The following is a 17,874-nucleotide window of genomic DNA, read 5'->3' as shown; positions in this document are numbered from 1 at the left end:
CTTAGACTTTGGTCTCTTTATATGCTGAGCCAACTAACATAAGTTCGCGTGACCATCGAAAAAATTTATTTTTAGTGCGAACGGGAATGAAGGGACTGATCATAGCGCAAAAATAATTTAAAATCGGGTATTTCCATACAATCGGGAGCTGTCTGAAAATATAAACATTGATATTAGAGAAATCGCAGATTTTAAAAATATCATTTAAGGAAACTTTGGTGAATGGGGTCCTATGGGTAAAATCATCAAAATAGATTTTATAATTAGATTCCCAGTCTGGAACAAGGCATAATATCAAACCGCCAGGCTTTAAGATTCGTCTTGCTTCCTTTAAAAAATGATCTGGCTCTCTTAAATGCTCTAAGAAACTTTTATTATAGATGATATCAAAAGTATCGTCATCAAAGGGCAATCGATCCTTATCGGCATTACATATCTCGACTGGTATTTTACTTTTTGCCAAAAAAGTTTTCGCTTCAAGTGAAAGGTCTACGCCATAACAATCCAATCCCAGCTTCTGAAAATTCAGTAAAAAATCTCCACGCCCACACCCAGGCTCTAAAAATTTCATACCAGGTTTCATTTGAAACGATTGAAACAGATAGGAAACAAGTTGCTCAGGATAATTTGTATATGGATGAGATTTCTCATCGTATACGACTTTTAGATAATCTGCCATTACATAATCTCCTCAACTAATTCCAAAAGTACCCCTTCTGGATCATGGCAATAGGCAACCTTTACCAGTCCATTCGCAGATAGGGCTGGCGGATTCACAAGCGAGCCGCCTTGTTGCAAAATAAAATCACATGTTTTATCAATATCAATCACACTAAAAGCGATATGCGAACAACCCAACTGATTGGAAGGTGCGTTTACAATTTCTTTTTCTTTCGGATGGGAGTGATACTGTAACAACTCTAACATAGAATTGTCGGGTGCTTTCAATTTTGCTGTCTCCACTTTCACGTTTTCAATCCCGACAACAGTACTAATGAAATCCCCAGATTCAACTTCGCGTTTCCAGAGTTTAAAGCCTAAAGCTTCATAAAACCTAAAAGCTCTGTCTAAATCCCTAACAACGATTCCCGTATGACGAGTGTTTTTAATCATGGATGTTTTTTGATTCCATCGGCTATGGCCCCAGAAAGAACGCCAAGTCCCTCGAATAGTGCATCCTCAGTGATGCTTAAGGGAGGTGCCAATTTCATGGATTCGCGTCCTGTATGAACAAGAATGAGCCCTCGTTGCAGACAGTATTCTGCAATCGTATCACAGAGAGAAGCGAGTGGCTTTCCAGATGGATCATTAAAGATGACTGCAGCCAAAAGTCCAACGCCCTGTATCGAACTAATATGATTCGGAAATTGTTCTCTCATTTTTTGTAACTGGTCATGAAAGATTTTTCCAAGTTTCTCAGAGTTTGTTATGAGTCCATCTTCAAGTAAAGCTTCTAAATTTGCTTTCCCTGCAGCACATACCATCGGATTCGCTGAGTGAGTGGAGCTCATCGATCCAATGTCTGGTAAGTCCATCACTTCGGCAGAACCTAACACGATGGATAGTGGAAGACTTGAAGCCGCACCTTTTCCACAACACAATAGATCTGGCTCTACACCATAATGCATATAGCCAAATAATTTTCCAGTTCGCCCAAAGCCTGCCTGCATTTCATCAAAGGCGACAAGAATCTGATTCTGATGAGCAAATTCCACGACTGCTTGCACAAATTCTTTGGGATAAAAAATGGCGCCCCAGCCCTGAAACGTTTCCAACATAAAGCCAGAGATATCTGTCTGAGGATCAATTTGATTCTTTAGACACATCTCTGTTAGACTGTCCTTAAAGAATTGGACTGGATTTTTCATTGCCTCTTCTCTCCAAGGATACGGAAAAGGAAGATGAAAGATATTAGGATCCAAATATCCTATCCATTCTTTTTGCGCAGGATTCCAACCCATCATTTGGGCGCCCAGAGTTCGTCCGTGCCAATTGCCCTCAAAACAAATAATGCCGCCTCTTTTTTTTCCCTGCTTTTTCCCATTCAATCTCATCAACTTAAAAGCGCACTCAGTGGCTTCTGTTCCAGCGGACAATAGAAACGCTTTTTCAAATTGTTTAGGCGTATTTTCAATGAGATAATCGATATATTCAATTCTTTCTAGATTTGCATACGTATAGGTATGTAACAAAGGTTTATCGAGAACTTTTCTCAGAGCTTCGATGATTCTCTTATTTCCATGTCCCGCATTTGTAACAAATATCGTGCTACTAAAATCTATCCAAGCATTTCCCCAAGGATCAAAAACCTGAAATCCTTCTGCCCGGTCCCAAATGATTGGCATTTGACCATGCATAGAGCGAGATTCGGTTTTGTACATTTTTTCTAATAAAGGCAGGCTCTCAGGCACGGGAATCTGAGTCTGAATCTTTCTATATTTGGTATTCACCTTTTCTACGTTTTGTGGAATATGACTAAAACCATGACCGGCCATTTATTTTTTCTCCATTTCATTCAAATAATTTAAAAGTGGTGATCCGTACTTTTTAATTTGGAACTCTAAGAGATCCAATTCTTCCTTTGAATCTACTTCTGTGCATGCAGGCGACACATATCCAATCACCCGGTTTCCATGCATTAATTCCGTATTCAATACGAAGGAACTGCGCACGATATCTACATAACCATCTGGAATATAAACATCTGGATAAGATTGTCTCGGAAGGTTGAACCTGTCTAAAGAAGTTTCGTCGGACACAAGCGCCGTAAGATACCCGCTATCATTCTTCCGAAACCATTTAAAAGGCGACTCGGGACAGAGATGCGCCGAACGTAAGGAAGTTGCTTCCCCATTCGCTTGCAAGGTTTCCAATGCTTGGTCCAAATGGATCGGATCCCTTAGAGGAGTGGTTGGGCGTAAGTGTACCCAATATTCTGGCACAGCCTCCTCGTTTTCTCTCATCCACAACATAGCATGGAACATGAAATCCCTATCCGTTGCAGTGTCTGTAGAAAACTCTGCTGGTCTCATAAAGGGAACTTCTGCCCCATATTTTTTGGCAATCGTGGCGTAAACTTCTGAGTCAGTAGAAACAAGGGTCCGGCTTACTTTTTTTGAAAGTATGCCTGCGGCAATGCTATACGCAATCAGCGGATGACCACCTAACAAGGCCAAATTTTTGTCTTTTATACTCTTAGAACCGCTTCTTGCGGGGATGATGGCAATTGTATCGTTCAATTTTTAATTCCTTCCAAAAAATTCTTTCTTACCCATTCTAACTGTTTCTTAAAAATCTCTAAGCCTTCCTCATCGCGGTAAGCTTGCATGATGAATGGTCCTGTATAACCTAACTTGTTGATCAGGGCAATGACCGTCGGAAAATCTGCATTCCCTGTTCCAAGTTCCACGGACCCAGAATTTAATTTTCTGTCTTTAATATGGATATCTGTGATGAATTTTCCATAGGCAGCAAACTCTTCTTCTGGCTTGAATCCAAGCGAGGCACTATTACCGATATCGTAATTCACAGACACTGCTTTAGAGCCAAACATCTGAAGGATCTCTAAGAATTCGGACGCGTTTAAATCCGTTTCTAAAGAGAGCCGAATCTCTTTTTCTTCCGCAATTTTTACAAAAGGTAGAAGATTGTTATAGAATGTCGTCTTATCACTTTTCGATTTCAAAGAGGATTGATCCACACACGGGATGACAATATCTTTTACTCCCAGGATGCTTGCGTGATTTAGTAGAAGTGAAAGCACTTGCTTACTCTCCTCGACGACAGCAATATCAGGAGAGTGCAGAGGAGCTTCCATAAAATAATCCGCACAAATGGATACGACAGAAACATCTGTCTCACCTATCACTTGTTTAAGTTCCTGGATTCCCTTCTCAGAGGAAAGAGGGTTTTTCTCGAAATCGTTGTAGTCGAGTATAAATTCGATGCAATCCAATCCAAGCGACTTGGCAATGGGGAACTCCTCTTGCCAATATCCTACTGGATGTGCTTGGTAACGACCTTTGTATTTGGGAAGAAGTCTTCCCTGCATGACGCCTAGTTGATTTTTCATGAAAGAAAATAACCATCCTCCACCAAACCACAAATAATGTGTCCGATCATGATATGCGATTCTTGGATTCTTTCTGTCCGTGAGGAAGGTACACAGATGCAAGGAACTAGTGACTTTAACTTTCCACCCGATTCCCCTGTGAGACCAACGACATGTAAGTTTTTGGCCTTTGCGGTTTCTAGGGTCGCCAAGATATTTTGACTGTTACCACTCGTGGAGATCGGTATAAAAACATCTCCTGGCAGAGCGATCGCTTTTAGTTCTCTCACAAAAACTTGGTCATATCCATAATCATTTCCAATCGCCGTCGTTGAGGAACTATTGGTTCCTAGGGCAACCGAGGCTAATGGGTCTCTGTCAAACTGAAGCCTCGAAATAAACTCGGCAGCTAAATGTTGGGAATCTGCAAAACTGCCACCATTTCCAGCGAAGATAATTTTGCCACCAGCTTTCAGGGATTGTAAACAAAGAGCAGCAAGATCCGTAATCTGTTTGAGCAAAGGTTCTGAGTCGTATATACTTCTTTTGACTTCGATCGATGATTGGATGATACTTCGAACTTTTTCTCGTGACATTACAAGATCCCTTCCAACTTTTCAAGAGCGATCCAGAAGCCTTCCCCACCATTTTTATGTCCTTGCCATATTTCGGGAATAAACCATGCGTTAGGTGCAAATTCAGAAAAGATTTTTCCTAATCTCTGGAAATCTATTTCTCCTTCACCTACCTGAAGACCCTCGCCATTGAACCCCTTAGCATCACCCATATGAATGTGCGCAGTGAAAGGAGCGATTCTTTTGGAAAAATCATAAAAATCCAGACCGAAGTGATTGCAGGTCAGCATCGTGTGAGAAACATCATAACACATGCGCAAATTTAATTTTTTACACCACTCTTCAATTTCACCGATTTGCACAAAAATATTTTGATACCTTTGGCCCCCAAAGTGCCAAGGGAAGGGAGCCATCGTTTGCGGGATCAATTCAACACCCTCCATATCTAACTGCTGCAAGCTTTTACCAAAACGCTCGTAATAAGACGGGAGGATTTCCTTTGGCAGGTTTCCATCCATGGAGATACCGCCAATGTTTGCGACAATAAAGGGCTTTTTTGTTTTTGGAAAGTATTTCTTGAGAGACCTTGTAATATCAATGACTCTTTGCGTTTCTTTTAAAGAAATGTTTCGATACGCATCATCAGGTGTTGCCAAATCCATAAGATGGCTACCTTCAAATAACTCAGGTGCATGGATCACGAATTCACAATCATAGGTGCCATTTAAAAACTTACTTGGGTCGAGTTCCATATCTGAGTAAGACAAATGGAATTCAAATAAATCTGGCTTCACTCGAGCATAGTATTCTTGGAAGTCATGATAACGAACAGGTACTCCCCAAGGTCTTTTAAATCGATATTGCTTTGGTTCTATTTTCTTTTCCGAAAGATCGGAAGGAAAAAAATAATCTTCTTCCAACATATCGCGTTTGATTTTTTTCCCGATCAAATCATTGATTTTTTGAGGTGAAAGTCCTTGTCCCGGACTCAGAACTTTGATCATCTCTTTGGTAATCGTGGTTCCCTTTGTAATGGGTTTGGCAGCGACACAACTTTTCGCAAGGTTTTCGCGATTGATCATTTCTCCTTGGCTGAGTTTTCGTTCCTGTTGGCCTGTACCCAAAGCCTGCTCAATCTCTCTAATTCCTTGGACGAGTTTCGTAAACTCTCCTACTTCAAGACTTGCTGCATGGTCAGGACCTTCCATATTGCGATCGAGTGTTAGATGGCGTTCCACTACCATTGCACCCATGGCAATCGATGCCAAGGTCACATTGATACCTCTTTCATGTCCTGAATAGCCGATATAAGGATGAAACCCTTTCAACTGGGTCATCCAGTTGAGATTGATGTCCTGTAGTGGTGCTGGATATGTACTATTACAATGTAAAAAAACAAATTGTGCTTTTGCATTTTGAAGATAATTTCTCGTAAATAAAATTTCTTCTGTGTTGCTCATTCCCGTTGAAAGAATCAGAGGCTTTTTCGTTTCTATGAGACGGTCTAACAGATAAACATTCGTTAGATCGGCAGATGCTACCTTATAAGCAGGAACAGGAAAAGTTTCAAGTATATCAACACTTTTATTGTCCCAAGGCGTGCAGAGATACAGTATGCCTTTCTCTATACAATACGCATTTAGCTTTCGATGGAATTCTTTATCCAATTCAAATCTTTCAAGAAGATCTAAAATATATTCCGTTCCTAAGTCCTCACCCGATTTGTTCAAACTTTTCTGGCGATACACTTCATCTAGGTGACGCATCTGGAATTTGGCACAATCGGCACCGACGGATACTGCTACGTCAACTAGCTGATACGCTTTATTCAGATCGCCATTATGGTTGTTCCCGATCTCGGCAATGATAAATGCTCGTCCCGAACCAATTTCAAATTTTCCAATATTTATCATATAACAGCAATATCCTTTTTTACTAAATCCTCTCTAATCGTCCACGCTTGCAGCCCTTCTGCATCAAATCGAAAGGGTCGATAGTTAAGACCTGCAGACTCAATCCAATTTAAAAGTTTATGTTTGGCAAAAGGCGGAACATAAAATAAGAAAAAGCCACCCCCGCCTGCTCCCAAAAGCTTGCCACCAATCGCACCATTTAACATGGCATCTTCATAAATTCTATCTAAGAATAGATTCGAAATTTTGGAACTTAATCCACGTTTGATTTCCCATGCTTTGTGAAGGCACTGCCCAAATTGAAACAATCGTCCCCTCAGCAAATGATTTCGCATCTCATATGTAAGTTCAACATTTGATTGTACTTTTAATTTTATATCTGATTGTTTCATCGATTCCCTTTGGTCATCGTGGATGTTTCCGGAGTCATGAGTCGTCGCCGTATCACAAAGAATCAAACTTTCCTCGAGCTCAATGATGGTGTCTTTTGAGAGTCGCAAGGGATGGACAATGTTTTGGTCCATCGCAAATTCCATAAAGTTAAACCCACCAAAGACGGTAGCATACTGGTCCTGCCAACCACCCGCGATTCCTAAATCCAATCTTTCCGCTTGGAATGCCAACTCGGAGATTTCATGGTTGTCCCATTTATCTTTTCTAAATTGATTGAAGCAACCAAGGATGGCTGAAGAAACCACGGCGGATCCACCTAGTCCTGAGTTCATGGGATAGTCAGAATGAACAAACAATTCAAAACCAAAATTTGGACGTGCGACTTTAATGATGGATTGGAAAAGTTTAAAATTTGATTCGCGCTTAAGTAAATCTTCGTAATCTTCAAACTCAATGGATTCATTTAAATCCCGTGAGTATAATATGATTTTAAAATCTTCCCTGATTCTTAGAGTCGCATGCGTATATAAGGATACTGTAGAATTGATGACGGCACCTTTTTCATTCGTAAAAAAGTGAGTCAGGTCGGATCCTCCACCACCAAAGCTAATGCGAACGGGCGATCTTGCCCTGGCATAGACTTTACGCTCTTCCAGATGAGGCATCTCATCTTTCGTCACAACGCCTACTAATTTATGATTCTCATCCAGGATAGGAATGAACTGAATTCTGGAATCAAGCATCTTTAACAAATGTTCACGAGGAGCCTGGCTTGGTGCCCAAATAAACTCCCGATTCATACATTCTAAAATCGGGGTGCTTAAACTTTTTCCGTTTAACAGATTTCTTCGAATGTCTCCATCCGTTACAAGGCCAATAATTTTCAAATTTTGATCTTGGACCAAACTAAAACCTAAGTGATTTAAATCAATTTTGGCTAATGTTTTTTCAATCGTACTATCAAAGTTAACCAAATACATATCGAAATTCATAGCTTTTCCTTCCTGTCCGATCCTATCCAATTTTGGAAACGTCTATAATCCTCAGGGATTCCTATATCGATAAACTCAGTATCAAGTGCCACCGCTTGCAATTTCCTTTCGCTTGCGAGTGCAGGAAAGATCTCTTTCTCCATAGAAAACTCTCCACTCTTGCCAAGAAAGTTACTTGAATTTAATTTATAAATGCCGGCATTGATCCAACCCTGACCTGCGTTATCTTTTTTTTCCTCAAAGGCAAGAATGGTTTGGCCTTCGATCGTTACTTTGCCATAACGAGAAACATCAGAAATATGGATCACACCTATGGAGGGTGCCTGGGAGCCTTCAAGCGCTGCCATTGATTCTGCATCTACCCAAGTATCCGCATTCACTATCAAAAACTCTCCTTCAAATTTTAGGGACTCTAATGTGTAGGCAACCGCCCCGCCCGTACCTAGGAGTGCGGGTTCGATCGAGTAAAACACTTCCGATTCACGCAGGATATTTTCCTTCAAACTTTCCACACATTGGATGATTTGATCGGCTTTGAAATGGAGCAAAAAGTAAAATTTTCTAAAACCTTGGCCCGTATAGTTTTCTAATAGATATTGCAAAAAAGGTTTTCCATTTACAGGCGCTAGTGGCTTAGGTACATCACTCACCACGGATGCCAAACGAGTTCCTCTACCGCCAGCCAAAATAAAAATAGGAAGGTGATTCTTTTCTGCCATTTATGATTCGATTTTGTTCTCTAACGCAAGAAAGCTGACAACTTCTTGTAAGGATTTGATTCCAATCGCGCGACTGTCCATAGACTGCTTCTTTTTCTCGGGGTTATATAAGAGAAAATTTTTACCAATGCCAGCGTTTATTCCAGCCTCAATGTCAGTTTCCTGGTCCCCGACCAAAAGGGAACTTGCTAGATCGACCTCAAATCGCTTGGCAGCCTTAAGAATCATACCTGGTGCAGGTTTTCGAAAAGCAGAGACGCGTTTGTATTTTTCGTTTCCATATTCAGGGTGGTAGGGACAATAATAGACCTTGGAAACAAAACATCCCTCTCTTCGAAAATCATTTAACATCCATTTTGTGAGAAGTATAAAATCTCGCTCAGAGTAATAACCGCGAGCTATCCCTGCTTGGTTGGTAATGATAAAAATAAGATAACCTTGATGATTTGCCATTCGGCATAAATCAAAAATACCTTCTTGGAATTCAAAGTCTTTAATCCGGTGCACATAATCTTTATCCTTATTAACAACTCCATCTCGATCCAGAAATAATGCTTTTTGCATATGTAGTGTCATTTGGATGTATTACTTTATAAATATCTTTTCGCTTGGTTTTCGGCCTTATTTTATTGGCAAACTTAAAGAAACCAGAAAACCAGATCTCAAACGACCCGATCTTTCACGCTCTGCCCTTTAAAAAACGAAACCAAATTCTCCGCTGCTTCCTTCTCCATTGCTTCCCTACAGTCTTCACTACAGGATCCCATATGTTGTGTCAATATGACCTGCTCCAGTTCTTTCAATGGACCATAGTATGGTTCTTCCTCAAAGACATCTAAGGCCGCAGCTGCGATGACTTTATCTTGGAGTGCCTTAAGGAGATCGGTTTCATTTACGATTTCACCTCGAGAGGTATTGACGAGCACTGCCTTATTTTTCATAGAGCGAAATATATTTTCCTGGAACAGGTTTATATTTTCCTTTTCCAAGGGGATATGAATGGTGATGGCATCAGAAGACTTTAGCAACTCGACAAATGATACCTGTTTGATGGCCGTAGGATTCCAATTTTTCCCCACCTTTGCGTTAAAATGATAAATTTGATTCGATAAAACTTGCAATTCTGCAATTTCATTCGACTGGTCTAACAAATCACAGACTAAAATTTCTTTGGGCAAATAACCGAGCAAATGAGAAGCGACTCGTTTTCCAATCCTTCCGAAACCCAAAATGCCGATGGATGCTCCACCGATTCGATCTCCATAGGGTCTTGACCATTTACTCTGTCTGATCTCTCTATCTGCATACGTAAGCTTGCGCATAGCATCGACGATGAGGCAAACGGCCATTTCGGAGACCGCAGGTGAAACGGCATCTGGAGTATAGGTTACAGCAATCCCCCTTTCTGTACAAAGTCCGAGGGGAACGCTATCAAGTCCTACCCCAACTCGAGAAATGAGCTTCAAGGCATCTGATTCTTTTACGAGAGGTAATAAATCTTCCGTCCCGGCAATGAGTGCGTCAAATGATTTTGCCGCTTCTGCCACTTCATTTGGCTTCATCTTACGACCGTTTGGGTTTACAACTACTTGATGTCCATTTTCTTCTAAAATTTGGAGAGCTCTGGGTGAGGTGCGACAAAAAGGAAAGGTAGAAACAAAAACGTTTGCCATCTGATTATTTTAAAAGTACCAATTAAACTTTGAAACCAAACTCCGGACCGTGTTTCGAATTTTCTGCCTTTTCTTTGGCAAGCTTCTCGACTTCCCCTTTTAATTCTTCATATTCTAATTTCTTAACTTCAAAAAAGTGCATCGTAAGCCGTGCTTTTTCTTCTACACCTTGGGGTGTCAATAGATAGGCATAGGTGGATTTGTTTTTGTTATTCTTAAAATTCTTAATCTTGATCATTCCTTTTTCAATCAGGGCATTGATCACATAGTTGGTTTTACCCAAACTGAGCCCTAACACATCGGAGGCCTCACGTTGGGATAGGTGTGGATTTTCCTGCAGTAGGCGCAGTACCTTTAATGTATAATCTTCTGCCATGGTTGTTTTCGTATTCGCGGTTTCTCGAAAAGGTAGAAAGGAAAAGGACAGCTTCGCCCCTTCAGTCCCACTTTTTCGAAAGGGGATTCTTGTCAGGGACATCGTTCATTTCATGAACATTTCAGTCAAGCAAAGCGTTCACGCTATGAACGCATTATTGATTCAAATACCAATCTACCGTTTTTAAGATTCCTGATTCAAAATTTTCGTGTGCTTGCCAACCAAGTTCCGTTTCGATTTTGGTCGCATCAATCGCATAACGCAGATCATGACCTGGTCTGTCAGCGACAAAAGTGATGAGAGATTTATAGCTTTTCCCATCGGACCTAGGCCTTTTCACATCAAGGATTTCACAAATTTTGTTCACGATGTAATTATTATTACGTTCATTTCGTCCGCCAATGTTATACGTTTCCCCACTGACTCCCTTATGGAAGGCAAGTTCAATGCCGATGGCATGATCCAAGACATAAAGCCAATCCCGTACATTTGTCCCCTGTCCATAAATCGGAATCTTTTCATTGGCGATGGCCTTTCTGATGATCGTTGGTATTAGTTTTTCTGAATGCTGCTTAGGTCCATAATTATTGGAACAGTTGGTTGTAACTGTATTCATGCCGTAGGTATGGTGATAACTTCTTACGACAAAATCACTTCCCGCCTTACTAGCACTATAGGGAGAATTTGGTGCATAGGCTGTCGTCTCTTCAAAGAGCCCTGTCTCACCAAGTGTTCCATAAACTTCATCCGTGGACACATGATGAAACCTTGAGGATTCATAACCCGGTTTATAAACAAAAGGTTTCTCCATCCAATGCTTATAGGCAGCATGAACTAAAACAAATGTTCCGATCACATTTGTTTGGAGGAATACTTCTGGGTTTGAGATGGAATTGTCCACATGGCTTTCCGCTGCAAAGTGAATCACTCCTCTGATATCATATTTTGTAAAAAGAGAAGTGATCAGATTTTGATCTTTAATATCGCCTTTAACGAATGTATAACGAGGATTTCCTTCGACTTCCTTTAAATTTTCTAAATTTCCAGCATAGGTAAGAAGATCCAAATTGATCAAGTGGGTATCGGGATTTTTTTCCAAAAAATAAGGTACAAAATTGGATCCGATAAATCCAGCTCCGCCAGTCACTAGAATAGATTTCAACATTACTTCTTCCTCTTTGTTTGTTCCATATTAAACGTAGACTCAACTACATATAAGGGTCGACCCTTAACCTCTTCAAAAATTCGCGCTATGTATTCACCCAAAATACCTATCGAAATCAAAATTGAACCACCGATAATACAAAGTAAGGCGACAATGGTTGCCCAACCTGGATTGTACACCAAATCTGGATATAAGCCCGAATAGTGCATCCAAGCCTTAACTACGGCGGTCAGTCCCACAACAAAACCGACAAATGCAATCACAAACCCAAGAGATAAACTAAGCCTGAGTGGAAGTGGCGAAAATGAAATCGCGGCATTCATAGCAAGTGTCAGCATTTTGCGTAAAGGGTATTTTGTTTCTCCTGCGGCACGTGCGGCTCGTTTATAGATAACGGGAGTTTGCGGGAATCCGACCCAAGCTCCCATGCCTCTTAGGAACCGATGTTTTTCCCGCATGAGCTTAATCGCATCCAGACAATTCCTTGAAATGAGCCTAAAGTCACCAGAGTCGAGCGGTAAATCTTTATGTACTAGAACCTTCATCAAACGATAAAATAGCCAAGCCGTTGCTAGTTTAAAAAAAGATTCCCCTACTCTTTCTTCTCTTTTTCCGTAAACTACATCGTATCCATCGCGGTATTTTGCCAACATTTCCAAAATCACTTCAGGGGGGTCTTGCAAATCGGCATCCATAATGACGATAGCATCACCTAACGCAAAATCCATCCCAGCTGTCACCGCTATCTGATGCCCAAAATTCCTGGCAAAACTGAGAATTTTCACTCTTTTTTCTTCCTGGGACCATTTGATAAGCTCTTCAATCGTAGTGTCGGAACTCCCATCATTGACTAGGAGAATTTCCACCTGTGATGGAATTTGTGGAAGAATCTGCTTCAAGGATTCCTTAAGATAAGGAATCACCTTTTCCTCGTTATAGCAAGGAATGATAAGAGTAAGCAAATTAGGATTCTTTCTTTTTTTTAGAACGTAATGTGTAGCCAAATCAGTTTGCCTTAAATTTAAAAAAATTCAATCCAATTCGGAAAGACACACTTTTAAGCTGTCCTTCCAATGAGGAATCTCGATCTCTAAAGTTTGTTTTATCTTTTTCTTGTTTAACACAGAATATGTGGGACGAGTCGCGGGCGTTGGATATTCGCTTGTTTCAATCGGAAGAATCTTGGTTTTTAGATTACTTAAATCTAATATCTCTTTGGCAAAGTCATACCAGCTGGCGATGCCTTCATTCGAATAGTGGTAAAAACCAGAAAGATCTTTGGTCTGAATCATTTTTAAGATCACTCGAGCCAAGTCACGTGCCCAAGTAGGCGTTCCGATTTGATCATAAATGATTTTTAATTCAGGCCTTTCTTTTCCGAGCCTACGGATGGTTTTCAAAAAGTTATTTCCATACTTGGAATAGACCCAGGATGTTCTTAAGATAATGGCCTTCGGCAGTTCTTTTAAGACTTCTCTTTCTCCTTCCTCTTTTGTTTTTCCATAGATGGAAATAGGTGAAGTCAAATCGTCCTCTTTGTAGGGTTTGCCAGATTTTCCGTCGAATGCAAAATCCGTGGATACATGCAGCATCTTGATTTTGTGTCGGTTGGCAATTTTTGCTAAAAGTTTCGGAATGACAACATTGCTCGACCTTGCCTTTTCCGGTTCTTTTTCTGCCAAGTCAACTGCAGTGTAGGCGGCAGTGTTGACGATTGCTTGGATTTGATTGGCAGAAATAAATGTTTCAATCTCGGATTCACTCTCCAGATTTAAGTTTTCACGTGTTACAAAGAATAGTCGAAGTTTGTCTGCAAATTCTGGGGCAACCTCACGAATTTCACAACCCAATTGTCCATTACCACCTGTTACTAATACGTTAAGCATACAAATCGCTACTTGGAAAGATGTCTACCTCAGAGAGCTGTTTCCCAACCTTATCCTTTTCAGAGAGAACCAAATGGGATTCTGACAATTGCCAGTCCACTCCAATGCTAGGGTCATTCCAAAGGATAGACCGTTCCGATTCTTTGGAATAATAATTATCTACTTTATAAGAGAAAATGGCAGTGTCACTTAGGACGAGAAATCCATGAGCGAATCCTCTTGGAATGAGTACTTGTTTCTTATTTTCTTCACTCAATTCAATTGTCATATGTTTTCCAAAATTTGGTGAACCTTTCCGAATGTCAACGGCCACATCAAGGACAGATCCTCGTATGACGCGCACAAGTTTGGACTGCGCAAATGGAGGTAGCTGGTAGTGCAAGCCACGAAGGACTCCCTTAACCGACAAGGATTCATTGTCTTGAACCCAATGAAATTTTCGAAGGTGTTTTGAAATGAGATCCTCTCTATAACTTTCAAAAAAGTAGCCTCTCTCATCGCCCCAAACTTTCGGTTCAATGATGAAGACATCCGCCAATGTTGACTCATATATATTCATATTCTTAGTTTTTTAATGTTTTCGTTTTTCGTTTCACGATCTCAAAGAGATATTGACCATACTGATTTTTTTTCAAAGGTTCCGCCAATTTCAGAAGTTTTTCTTCGGAAATATAACCCATTTCGAAAGCAATTTCTTCAAGACATGCGATTTTTAATCCTTGTCTTCTCTCGATCACCTCTATAAAGTTAGATGCTTCCAGTAGACTTTCATGCGTCCCTGTATCGAGCCAGGCATAACCACGACCCATTACGTTTACATCGAGATTGCCCTGATCTAAATACACCTGATTGACGGTGGTTATCTCTAACTCGCCTCTATCAGATGGTTTGATGCTCTTTGCAACGGCAACAACATCGGCCGTATAGAAATAAAGTCCGATGACTGCATAATTGCTTTTGGGAGTTTTTGGTTTTTCTTCAATGGAGAGCGCTTTTCCCGATGAATCAAACTCGACCACTCCATATCTCTCTGGATCCTTTACATAGTATCCGAAAACGACAGACCGACGTTCCTCTTTCACTTTTTTTACTGAATTTTGTAGAAGCTCCGTAAATCCATGTCCGTAAAAAATATTATCACCTAATACGAGACAGGCATCTTCCCCATTTAAAAATTCTTCCCCAAGCAAAAAGGCCTGTGCTAGTCCGTCGGGAGACGGCTGCACCTTATAAAATATTTTCAGACCGAGATCCGATCCATCACCAAAAATTTCCTGGAACCTATGCGTGTCGGCAGGAGTGGAAATGATCAAAATTTCACGAATGCCGGCGAGCATTAAGACGGAAAGCGGGTAGTAAATCATCGGTTTATCGTAAACGGGGAGAAGTTGTTTTACGACACCGCGTGTGATGGGATAGAGTCTGGTTCCAGAACCACCAGCGAGAATAATGCCTTTCATATTTTATGCCTACGGATTGATTTTGTAGAATTTTGGCGATCGGATTCGGTCTGGACGCAGCTTCGCCCCTTGAGTCCCATGCATTTCAATTTTTGGTCGTCCCAATCGCCAGTCAAGCAAACCGTTCAAACCTTGAACAGAAAACCTAGCCGAATTATGTCTTATATTTTCTGCTTGTACCGTTCTGCGACCGGAAAAGAATCGGTGAAAATGGAAAAACGAAGTGCTCCCCTCCGCCAGACCCTCCTGATCCGTTGCCCTGACAAACCTGGTCTGATCCATGGAATCACAGGCTTACTCCTGGAAACCGGTTGCAATATCGTTTCCAATCATGAATTCGTCGATCCAGTAGATTCTATCTTTTTTATGCGGACAGAATTCTTTGGCCATCCAGAAAACACGGACCATCTGAACCGCATCAAAGCCCTTCTTCCACAGGATGCCGAAATCAAGGTGCATGCCGAGAAAAGGCAGAAAGTGATTTTGTTTGCCACGAGAGAAAGCCATTGCCTAGGAGACCTGCTCCTGCGCCACCGTTCCAAGGAATTGGACATTGACATTCCCTGTGTAATCTCGAATCATAAAGAACTACAGTCCTTAGTTGAAGATTTTCATTTGCCCTTCCAATTCATAGACCACGAAGGTTTGTCGAGGGAAGAGCATGAGGGCAAAATCCTAAATTTTCTGCAAACAATACCGTTTGATTTTATCGTCCTTGCAAAATACATGCGCATCCTCTCCGAAAACTTTGTCTCACAATTTCCGGAACGGATTGTCAATATCCACCACTCCTTCCTTCCTGCCTTCGTGGGTGCAAGCCCATACAAGCAAGCGTATGAAAGAGGAGTGAAACTCATTGGTGCAACTGCACACTTTGTCACAAGCTCACTGGATGAAGGTCCGATACTCGCCCAAGACGTGATTCCCGTTGATCACAGTTTTACTAAAGACAAACTCGTATTAAATGGTAGGGATATTGAAAAAGTGGTACTAGCTCGAGCAATCCGATTTGTACTCGAACATAGAGTCATTGTATGGAAAAATAAGACTGTGATTTTCAAATAATTTTTCATTCTATGGAAGCAGAAAGTCTTGACTCAAAGGAGTTGGTATCTTTTCCTTTTTTAGAACTTTATGACTGATATCAAAAACGCCACACTCGCCTACAACATTCTCATTCGCCTTGTAGAAAAATCGGGAAATCTCTTTTTTTCCGAAGTCGAGGAACACTTCCTACATGAATCAAAGACATTGATTTCGCCTTATCCTACAGCCATCATTGGAAATCATGTTTCTGAGACGGACATTCCGGCACTGGCCATTGTTTATACCCGCCTATCGCCTCAAATCAAAATGACGATTCCGACTCGAGAGGACATTATGAGAAAAGGCTTTCTAATTAAGGAATTTCGATCGAAAGGTTTGACCAGGTTACTCCTGAGCCTCATTGATAAATCAAATATCATTCCCTCTCTTCTTGGATACATCGGTTGCATGGCGATAAAACGTCCGTTCCGTGACAATTCAAGAGAGCTTTTAAAAAAAGGGGAACTGAGAGATACGGTGGATGCTGAGTGGAATACTCTAGTTGAGAACATCGATAAGGGTAGAAATTTATTTATGTTTCCGGAGGGAACCTACAACCAAGACGGTTATTTAAATCTGATCAAAAAAGGAGTCTTTTATCTAAAAAACAAAGTGGAAGATATCCAATTCAACTCCTTCAACCTCACCTACGATTCTCTATCCTTTAAAAAAGCCAAACTTCATATCACATACGGGGCACCATTCAAAATCACTAAAGAAGAAAATTCCGATGCGGTTACAAAAATCATTCAAGATAAACTTGGCGGAACCTATGCCATTACACTTGGAAATTTAGTCTCTTATCTGCTTTTAAAGTGGGAAGAATCCTCTCAATTTTCGATTGAAAAATTTGGACAGAGTCTGATGCACTTTAAAAATCAAATCATGGAGTTACATCCTGAATTAAAAGTGGGCTCTGAACTTCGCAAACTGACAGACACGAAACCGTTAGAGTTCGTGCTAGAAAAATTACAAAAATTAAAATATGTGGAACTCTCTGAAAGCAAAGTAAAAATTTTAGGTGCACTCACTGCGATTCCTAAATCTATGAATCACTTAAAGAAACAAAATTTGGTATTGTATCACAAAAACCAACTGACCAAACATTTAAACAAATTGGATGCTATTTTTGAATCTTCTGCTAAAATAAGTACGATTTAAAAACTCATTTTTTGGATTTCTTTAGGTTATAAGTTAATGCTTCGGTGATGCATTCCTTTACGATCTCTAATGGAATTTCCTCATCCAACTCAAACAGAATTGCCCGATTCCCACTAAATTTTAGTTTGGTGGGGTATTTTTGATGAAACCTGTTTATCAAATCAGTTTTACAATTAAAATACATTGCATATTGATTTGGATGATTCTTGACTGTATGGACACGAATCGTACTTCCAGATTTTGATTCTGTTGTCAAAAAACTAGGCTCCCCCCATCGTAAACCTTCCTCAATCCGACCAACACCTTCGGTTTGACGAGCAACCAAAAGCACCAATGCACGCAGTTGGAGTAGCTTTTCCCTGATGGCAACAGGGTAGTTAAAATATACCTCTGCCACCATCGGATTTTGAAGATCCATTTTCGT

20 protein-coding genes are annotated in these 17,874 nt (G+C 40.6%); 2 read left to right on the top strand and 18 right to left on the bottom strand.

The window, feature by feature from the left end; translation table 11 throughout:
• Position 1: 1 nt before the first annotated feature.
• From EHQ58_RS08400 to rfbA, 17 genes are all read right to left on the bottom strand, one after another.
• Positions 2 to 679 (bottom strand): class I SAM-dependent methyltransferase, encoded by a 678-nt coding sequence (locus EHQ58_RS08400; protein ID WP_135623439.1) that lies wholly within the window; start codon positions 677 to 679, stop codon positions 2 to 4.
• Positions 679 to 1,113 carry a VOC family protein gene (locus tag EHQ58_RS08395; protein WP_135623438.1) on the bottom strand — a complete coding sequence of 145 codons (435 nt, stop codon included), beginning with the start codon at positions 1,111 to 1,113 and terminating at the stop codon, positions 679 to 681. The genes EHQ58_RS08400 and EHQ58_RS08395 overlap by 1 nt, the downstream gene beginning before the upstream one ends.
• Positions 1,110 to 2,495: an aspartate aminotransferase family protein gene (locus EHQ58_RS08390; RefSeq protein WP_135623437.1), complete on the bottom strand. Its 1,386-nt coding sequence runs from the start codon at positions 2,493 to 2,495 to the stop codon at positions 1,110 to 1,112. The genes EHQ58_RS08395 and EHQ58_RS08390 overlap by 4 nt, the downstream gene beginning before the upstream one ends.
• On the bottom strand, positions 2,496 to 3,239 hold the full coding sequence (locus tag EHQ58_RS08385) for an acylneuraminate cytidylyltransferase family protein (protein WP_135623436.1): 744 nt from the start codon (positions 3,237 to 3,239) through the stop codon (positions 2,496 to 2,498).
• Positions 3,236 to 4,072 (bottom strand): sugar phosphate isomerase/epimerase family protein, encoded by an 837-nt coding sequence (locus tag EHQ58_RS08380; protein WP_135623435.1) that lies wholly within the window; start codon positions 4,070 to 4,072, stop codon positions 3,236 to 3,238. The genes EHQ58_RS08385 and EHQ58_RS08380 overlap by 4 nt, the downstream gene beginning before the upstream one ends.
• Positions 4,069 to 4,647: a D-sedoheptulose-7-phosphate isomerase gene (locus tag EHQ58_RS08375; RefSeq protein ID WP_135623434.1), complete on the bottom strand. Its 579-nt coding sequence runs from the start codon at positions 4,645 to 4,647 to the stop codon at positions 4,069 to 4,071. The genes EHQ58_RS08380 and EHQ58_RS08375 overlap by 4 nt, the downstream gene beginning before the upstream one ends.
• A complete protein-coding gene (locus EHQ58_RS08370) occupies positions 4,647 to 6,539 on the bottom strand; it encodes an N-acetylneuraminate synthase family protein (RefSeq protein WP_167883575.1) in 1,893 nt (630 codons plus the stop codon). Before EHQ58_RS08370 ends, EHQ58_RS08375 begins: the two co-directional genes overlap by 1 nt.
• Entirely contained in the window at positions 6,536 to 7,924 is a 1,389-nt protein-coding gene (locus EHQ58_RS08365; RefSeq protein ID WP_135623433.1) for a GHMP family kinase ATP-binding protein, read from the bottom strand. Before EHQ58_RS08365 ends, EHQ58_RS08370 begins: the two co-directional genes overlap by 4 nt.
• Positions 7,921 to 8,643, bottom strand: a complete 723-nt coding sequence (locus tag EHQ58_RS08360; protein WP_135623432.1) for a sugar phosphate nucleotidyltransferase — start codon at positions 8,641 to 8,643, stop codon at positions 7,921 to 7,923. The genes EHQ58_RS08365 and EHQ58_RS08360 overlap by 4 nt, the downstream gene beginning before the upstream one ends.
• The gene (locus EHQ58_RS08355) at positions 8,644 to 9,219 is read right to left on the bottom strand and encodes a D-glycero-alpha-D-manno-heptose-1,7-bisphosphate 7-phosphatase (RefSeq protein WP_246047245.1); all 576 of its coding nucleotides are present in this window, start codon (positions 9,217 to 9,219) and stop codon (positions 8,644 to 8,646) included.
• An 86-nt stretch (positions 9,220 to 9,305) separates the two neighbouring features.
• Positions 9,306 to 10,316: a phosphoglycerate dehydrogenase gene (locus EHQ58_RS08350; protein WP_135623431.1), complete on the bottom strand. Its 1,011-nt coding sequence runs from the start codon at positions 10,314 to 10,316 to the stop codon at positions 9,306 to 9,308.
• Positions 10,317 to 10,338: 22 nt separating this feature from the next.
• Complete coding sequence (locus EHQ58_RS08345) at positions 10,339 to 10,692, bottom strand: MarR family EPS-associated transcriptional regulator (RefSeq protein ID WP_135623430.1); 354 nt, start codon at positions 10,690 to 10,692, stop codon at positions 10,339 to 10,341.
• 154 nt (positions 10,693 to 10,846) lie between these two features.
• A complete protein-coding gene (gene rfbB, locus EHQ58_RS08340) occupies positions 10,847 to 11,857 on the bottom strand; it encodes a dTDP-glucose 4,6-dehydratase (protein ID WP_210412795.1) in 1,011 nt (336 codons plus the stop codon).
• The gene (locus EHQ58_RS08335) at positions 11,857 to 12,861 is read right to left on the bottom strand and encodes a glycosyltransferase family 2 protein (RefSeq protein WP_135623429.1); all 1,005 of its coding nucleotides are present in this window, start codon (positions 12,859 to 12,861) and stop codon (positions 11,857 to 11,859) included. Before EHQ58_RS08335 ends, rfbB begins: the two co-directional genes overlap by 1 nt.
• A 27-nt stretch (positions 12,862 to 12,888) precedes the next feature.
• Entirely contained in the window at positions 12,889 to 13,743 is an 855-nt protein-coding gene (gene rfbD, locus EHQ58_RS08330) for a dTDP-4-dehydrorhamnose reductase (RefSeq protein ID WP_135623428.1), read from the bottom strand.
• Positions 13,736 to 14,302, bottom strand: coding sequence for a dTDP-4-dehydrorhamnose 3,5-epimerase (gene rfbC, locus EHQ58_RS08325; protein ID WP_135623427.1), 567 nt, complete (start codon positions 14,300 to 14,302; stop codon positions 13,736 to 13,738). Before rfbC ends, rfbD begins: the two co-directional genes overlap by 8 nt.
• Before the next feature lie 4 nt (positions 14,303 to 14,306).
• Positions 14,307 to 15,203 (bottom strand): glucose-1-phosphate thymidylyltransferase RfbA, encoded by an 897-nt coding sequence (rfbA, locus tag EHQ58_RS08320; RefSeq protein ID WP_135623426.1) that lies wholly within the window; start codon positions 15,201 to 15,203, stop codon positions 14,307 to 14,309.
• 210 nt (positions 15,204 to 15,413) lie between these two features.
• On the opposite strand from rfbA, the gene purU reads away from it, so the two are divergent.
• Both purU and EHQ58_RS08310 read left to right on the top strand, forming a co-directional pair.
• Positions 15,414 to 16,268, top strand: coding sequence for a formyltetrahydrofolate deformylase (gene purU / locus EHQ58_RS08315; RefSeq protein ID WP_135623425.1), 855 nt, complete (start codon positions 15,414 to 15,416; stop codon positions 16,266 to 16,268).
• A 69-nt stretch (positions 16,269 to 16,337) separates the two neighbouring features.
• On the top strand, positions 16,338 to 17,450 hold the full coding sequence (locus tag EHQ58_RS08310) for a lysophospholipid acyltransferase family protein (RefSeq protein ID WP_135623424.1): 1,113 nt from the start codon (positions 16,338 to 16,340) through the stop codon (positions 17,448 to 17,450).
• 4 nt (positions 17,451 to 17,454) lie between these two features.
• On the opposite strand, the gene EHQ58_RS08305 is transcribed toward EHQ58_RS08310, so the two are convergent.
• Positions 17,455 to 17,868: a DUF1801 domain-containing protein gene (locus tag EHQ58_RS08305; RefSeq protein WP_167883574.1), complete on the bottom strand. Its 414-nt coding sequence runs from the start codon at positions 17,866 to 17,868 to the stop codon at positions 17,455 to 17,457.
• Between the last annotated feature and the right edge of the window lie 6 nt (positions 17,869 to 17,874).

Source organism: Leptospira ognonensis, assembly GCF_004770745.1.
Classification (GTDB): Bacteria; Spirochaetota; Leptospiria; order Leptospirales; family Leptospiraceae; genus Leptospira_A; species Leptospira_A ognonensis.
Note: the sequence above shows the minus strand (reverse complement) of the source record. Positions and strands in the feature narration are given on the sequence as shown.

Bases quoted from the DNA above. Each gene is read 5' to 3' on its own strand.
- EHQ58_RS08400 (WP_135623439.1), bottom strand. From the start codon at position 679: ATGGCAGATTATCTAAAAGTCGTATACGATGAGAAATCTCATCCATAT.
- EHQ58_RS08395 (WP_135623438.1), bottom strand. From the start codon at position 1,113: ATGATTAAAAACACTCGTCATACGGGAATCGTTGTTAGGGATTTAGAC.
- EHQ58_RS08390 (WP_135623437.1), bottom strand. From the start codon at position 2,495: ATGGCCGGTCATGGTTTTAGTCATATTCCACAAAACGTAGAAAAGGTG.
- EHQ58_RS08380 (WP_135623435.1), bottom strand. From the start codon at position 4,072: ATGAAAAATCAACTAGGCGTCATGCAGGGAAGACTTCTTCCCAAATAC.
- EHQ58_RS08375 (WP_135623434.1), bottom strand. From the start codon at position 4,647: ATGTCACGAGAAAAAGTTCGAAGTATCATCCAATCATCGATCGAAGTC.
- EHQ58_RS08370 (WP_167883575.1), bottom strand. From the start codon at position 6,539: ATGATAAATATTGGAAAATTTGAAATTGGTTCGGGACGAGCATTTATC.
- EHQ58_RS08365 (WP_135623433.1), bottom strand. From the start codon at position 7,924: ATGAATTTCGATATGTATTTGGTTAACTTTGATAGTACGATTGAAAAA.
- EHQ58_RS08360 (WP_135623432.1), bottom strand. From the start codon at position 8,643: ATGGCAGAAAAGAATCACCTTCCTATTTTTATTTTGGCTGGCGGTAGA.
- EHQ58_RS08355 (WP_246047245.1), bottom strand. From the start codon at position 9,219: ATGACACTACATATGCAAAAAGCATTATTTCTGGATCGAGATGGAGTT.
- EHQ58_RS08350 (WP_135623431.1), bottom strand. From the start codon at position 10,316: ATGGCAAACGTTTTTGTTTCTACCTTTCCTTTTTGTCGCACCTCACCC.
- EHQ58_RS08345 (WP_135623430.1), bottom strand. From the start codon at position 10,692: ATGGCAGAAGATTATACATTAAAGGTACTGCGCCTACTGCAGGAAAAT.
- rfbB (WP_210412795.1), bottom strand. From the start codon at position 11,857: ATGTTGAAATCTATTCTAGTGACTGGCGGAGCTGGATTTATCGGATCC.
- rfbD (WP_135623428.1), bottom strand. From the start codon at position 13,743: ATGCTTAACGTATTAGTAACAGGTGGTAATGGACAATTGGGTTGTGAA.
- rfbC (WP_135623427.1), bottom strand. From the start codon at position 14,302: ATGAATATATATGAGTCAACATTGGCGGATGTCTTCATCATTGAACCG.
- rfbA (WP_135623426.1), bottom strand. From the start codon at position 15,203: ATGAAAGGCATTATTCTCGCTGGTGGTTCTGGAACCAGACTCTATCCC.
- purU (WP_135623425.1), top strand. From the start codon at position 15,414: ATGGAAAAACGAAGTGCTCCCCTCCGCCAGACCCTCCTGATCCGTTGC.
- EHQ58_RS08310 (WP_135623424.1), top strand. From the start codon at position 16,338: ATGACTGATATCAAAAACGCCACACTCGCCTACAACATTCTCATTCGC.
- EHQ58_RS08305 (WP_167883574.1), bottom strand. From the start codon at position 17,868: ATGGATCTTCAAAATCCGATGGTGGCAGAGGTATATTTTAACTACCCT.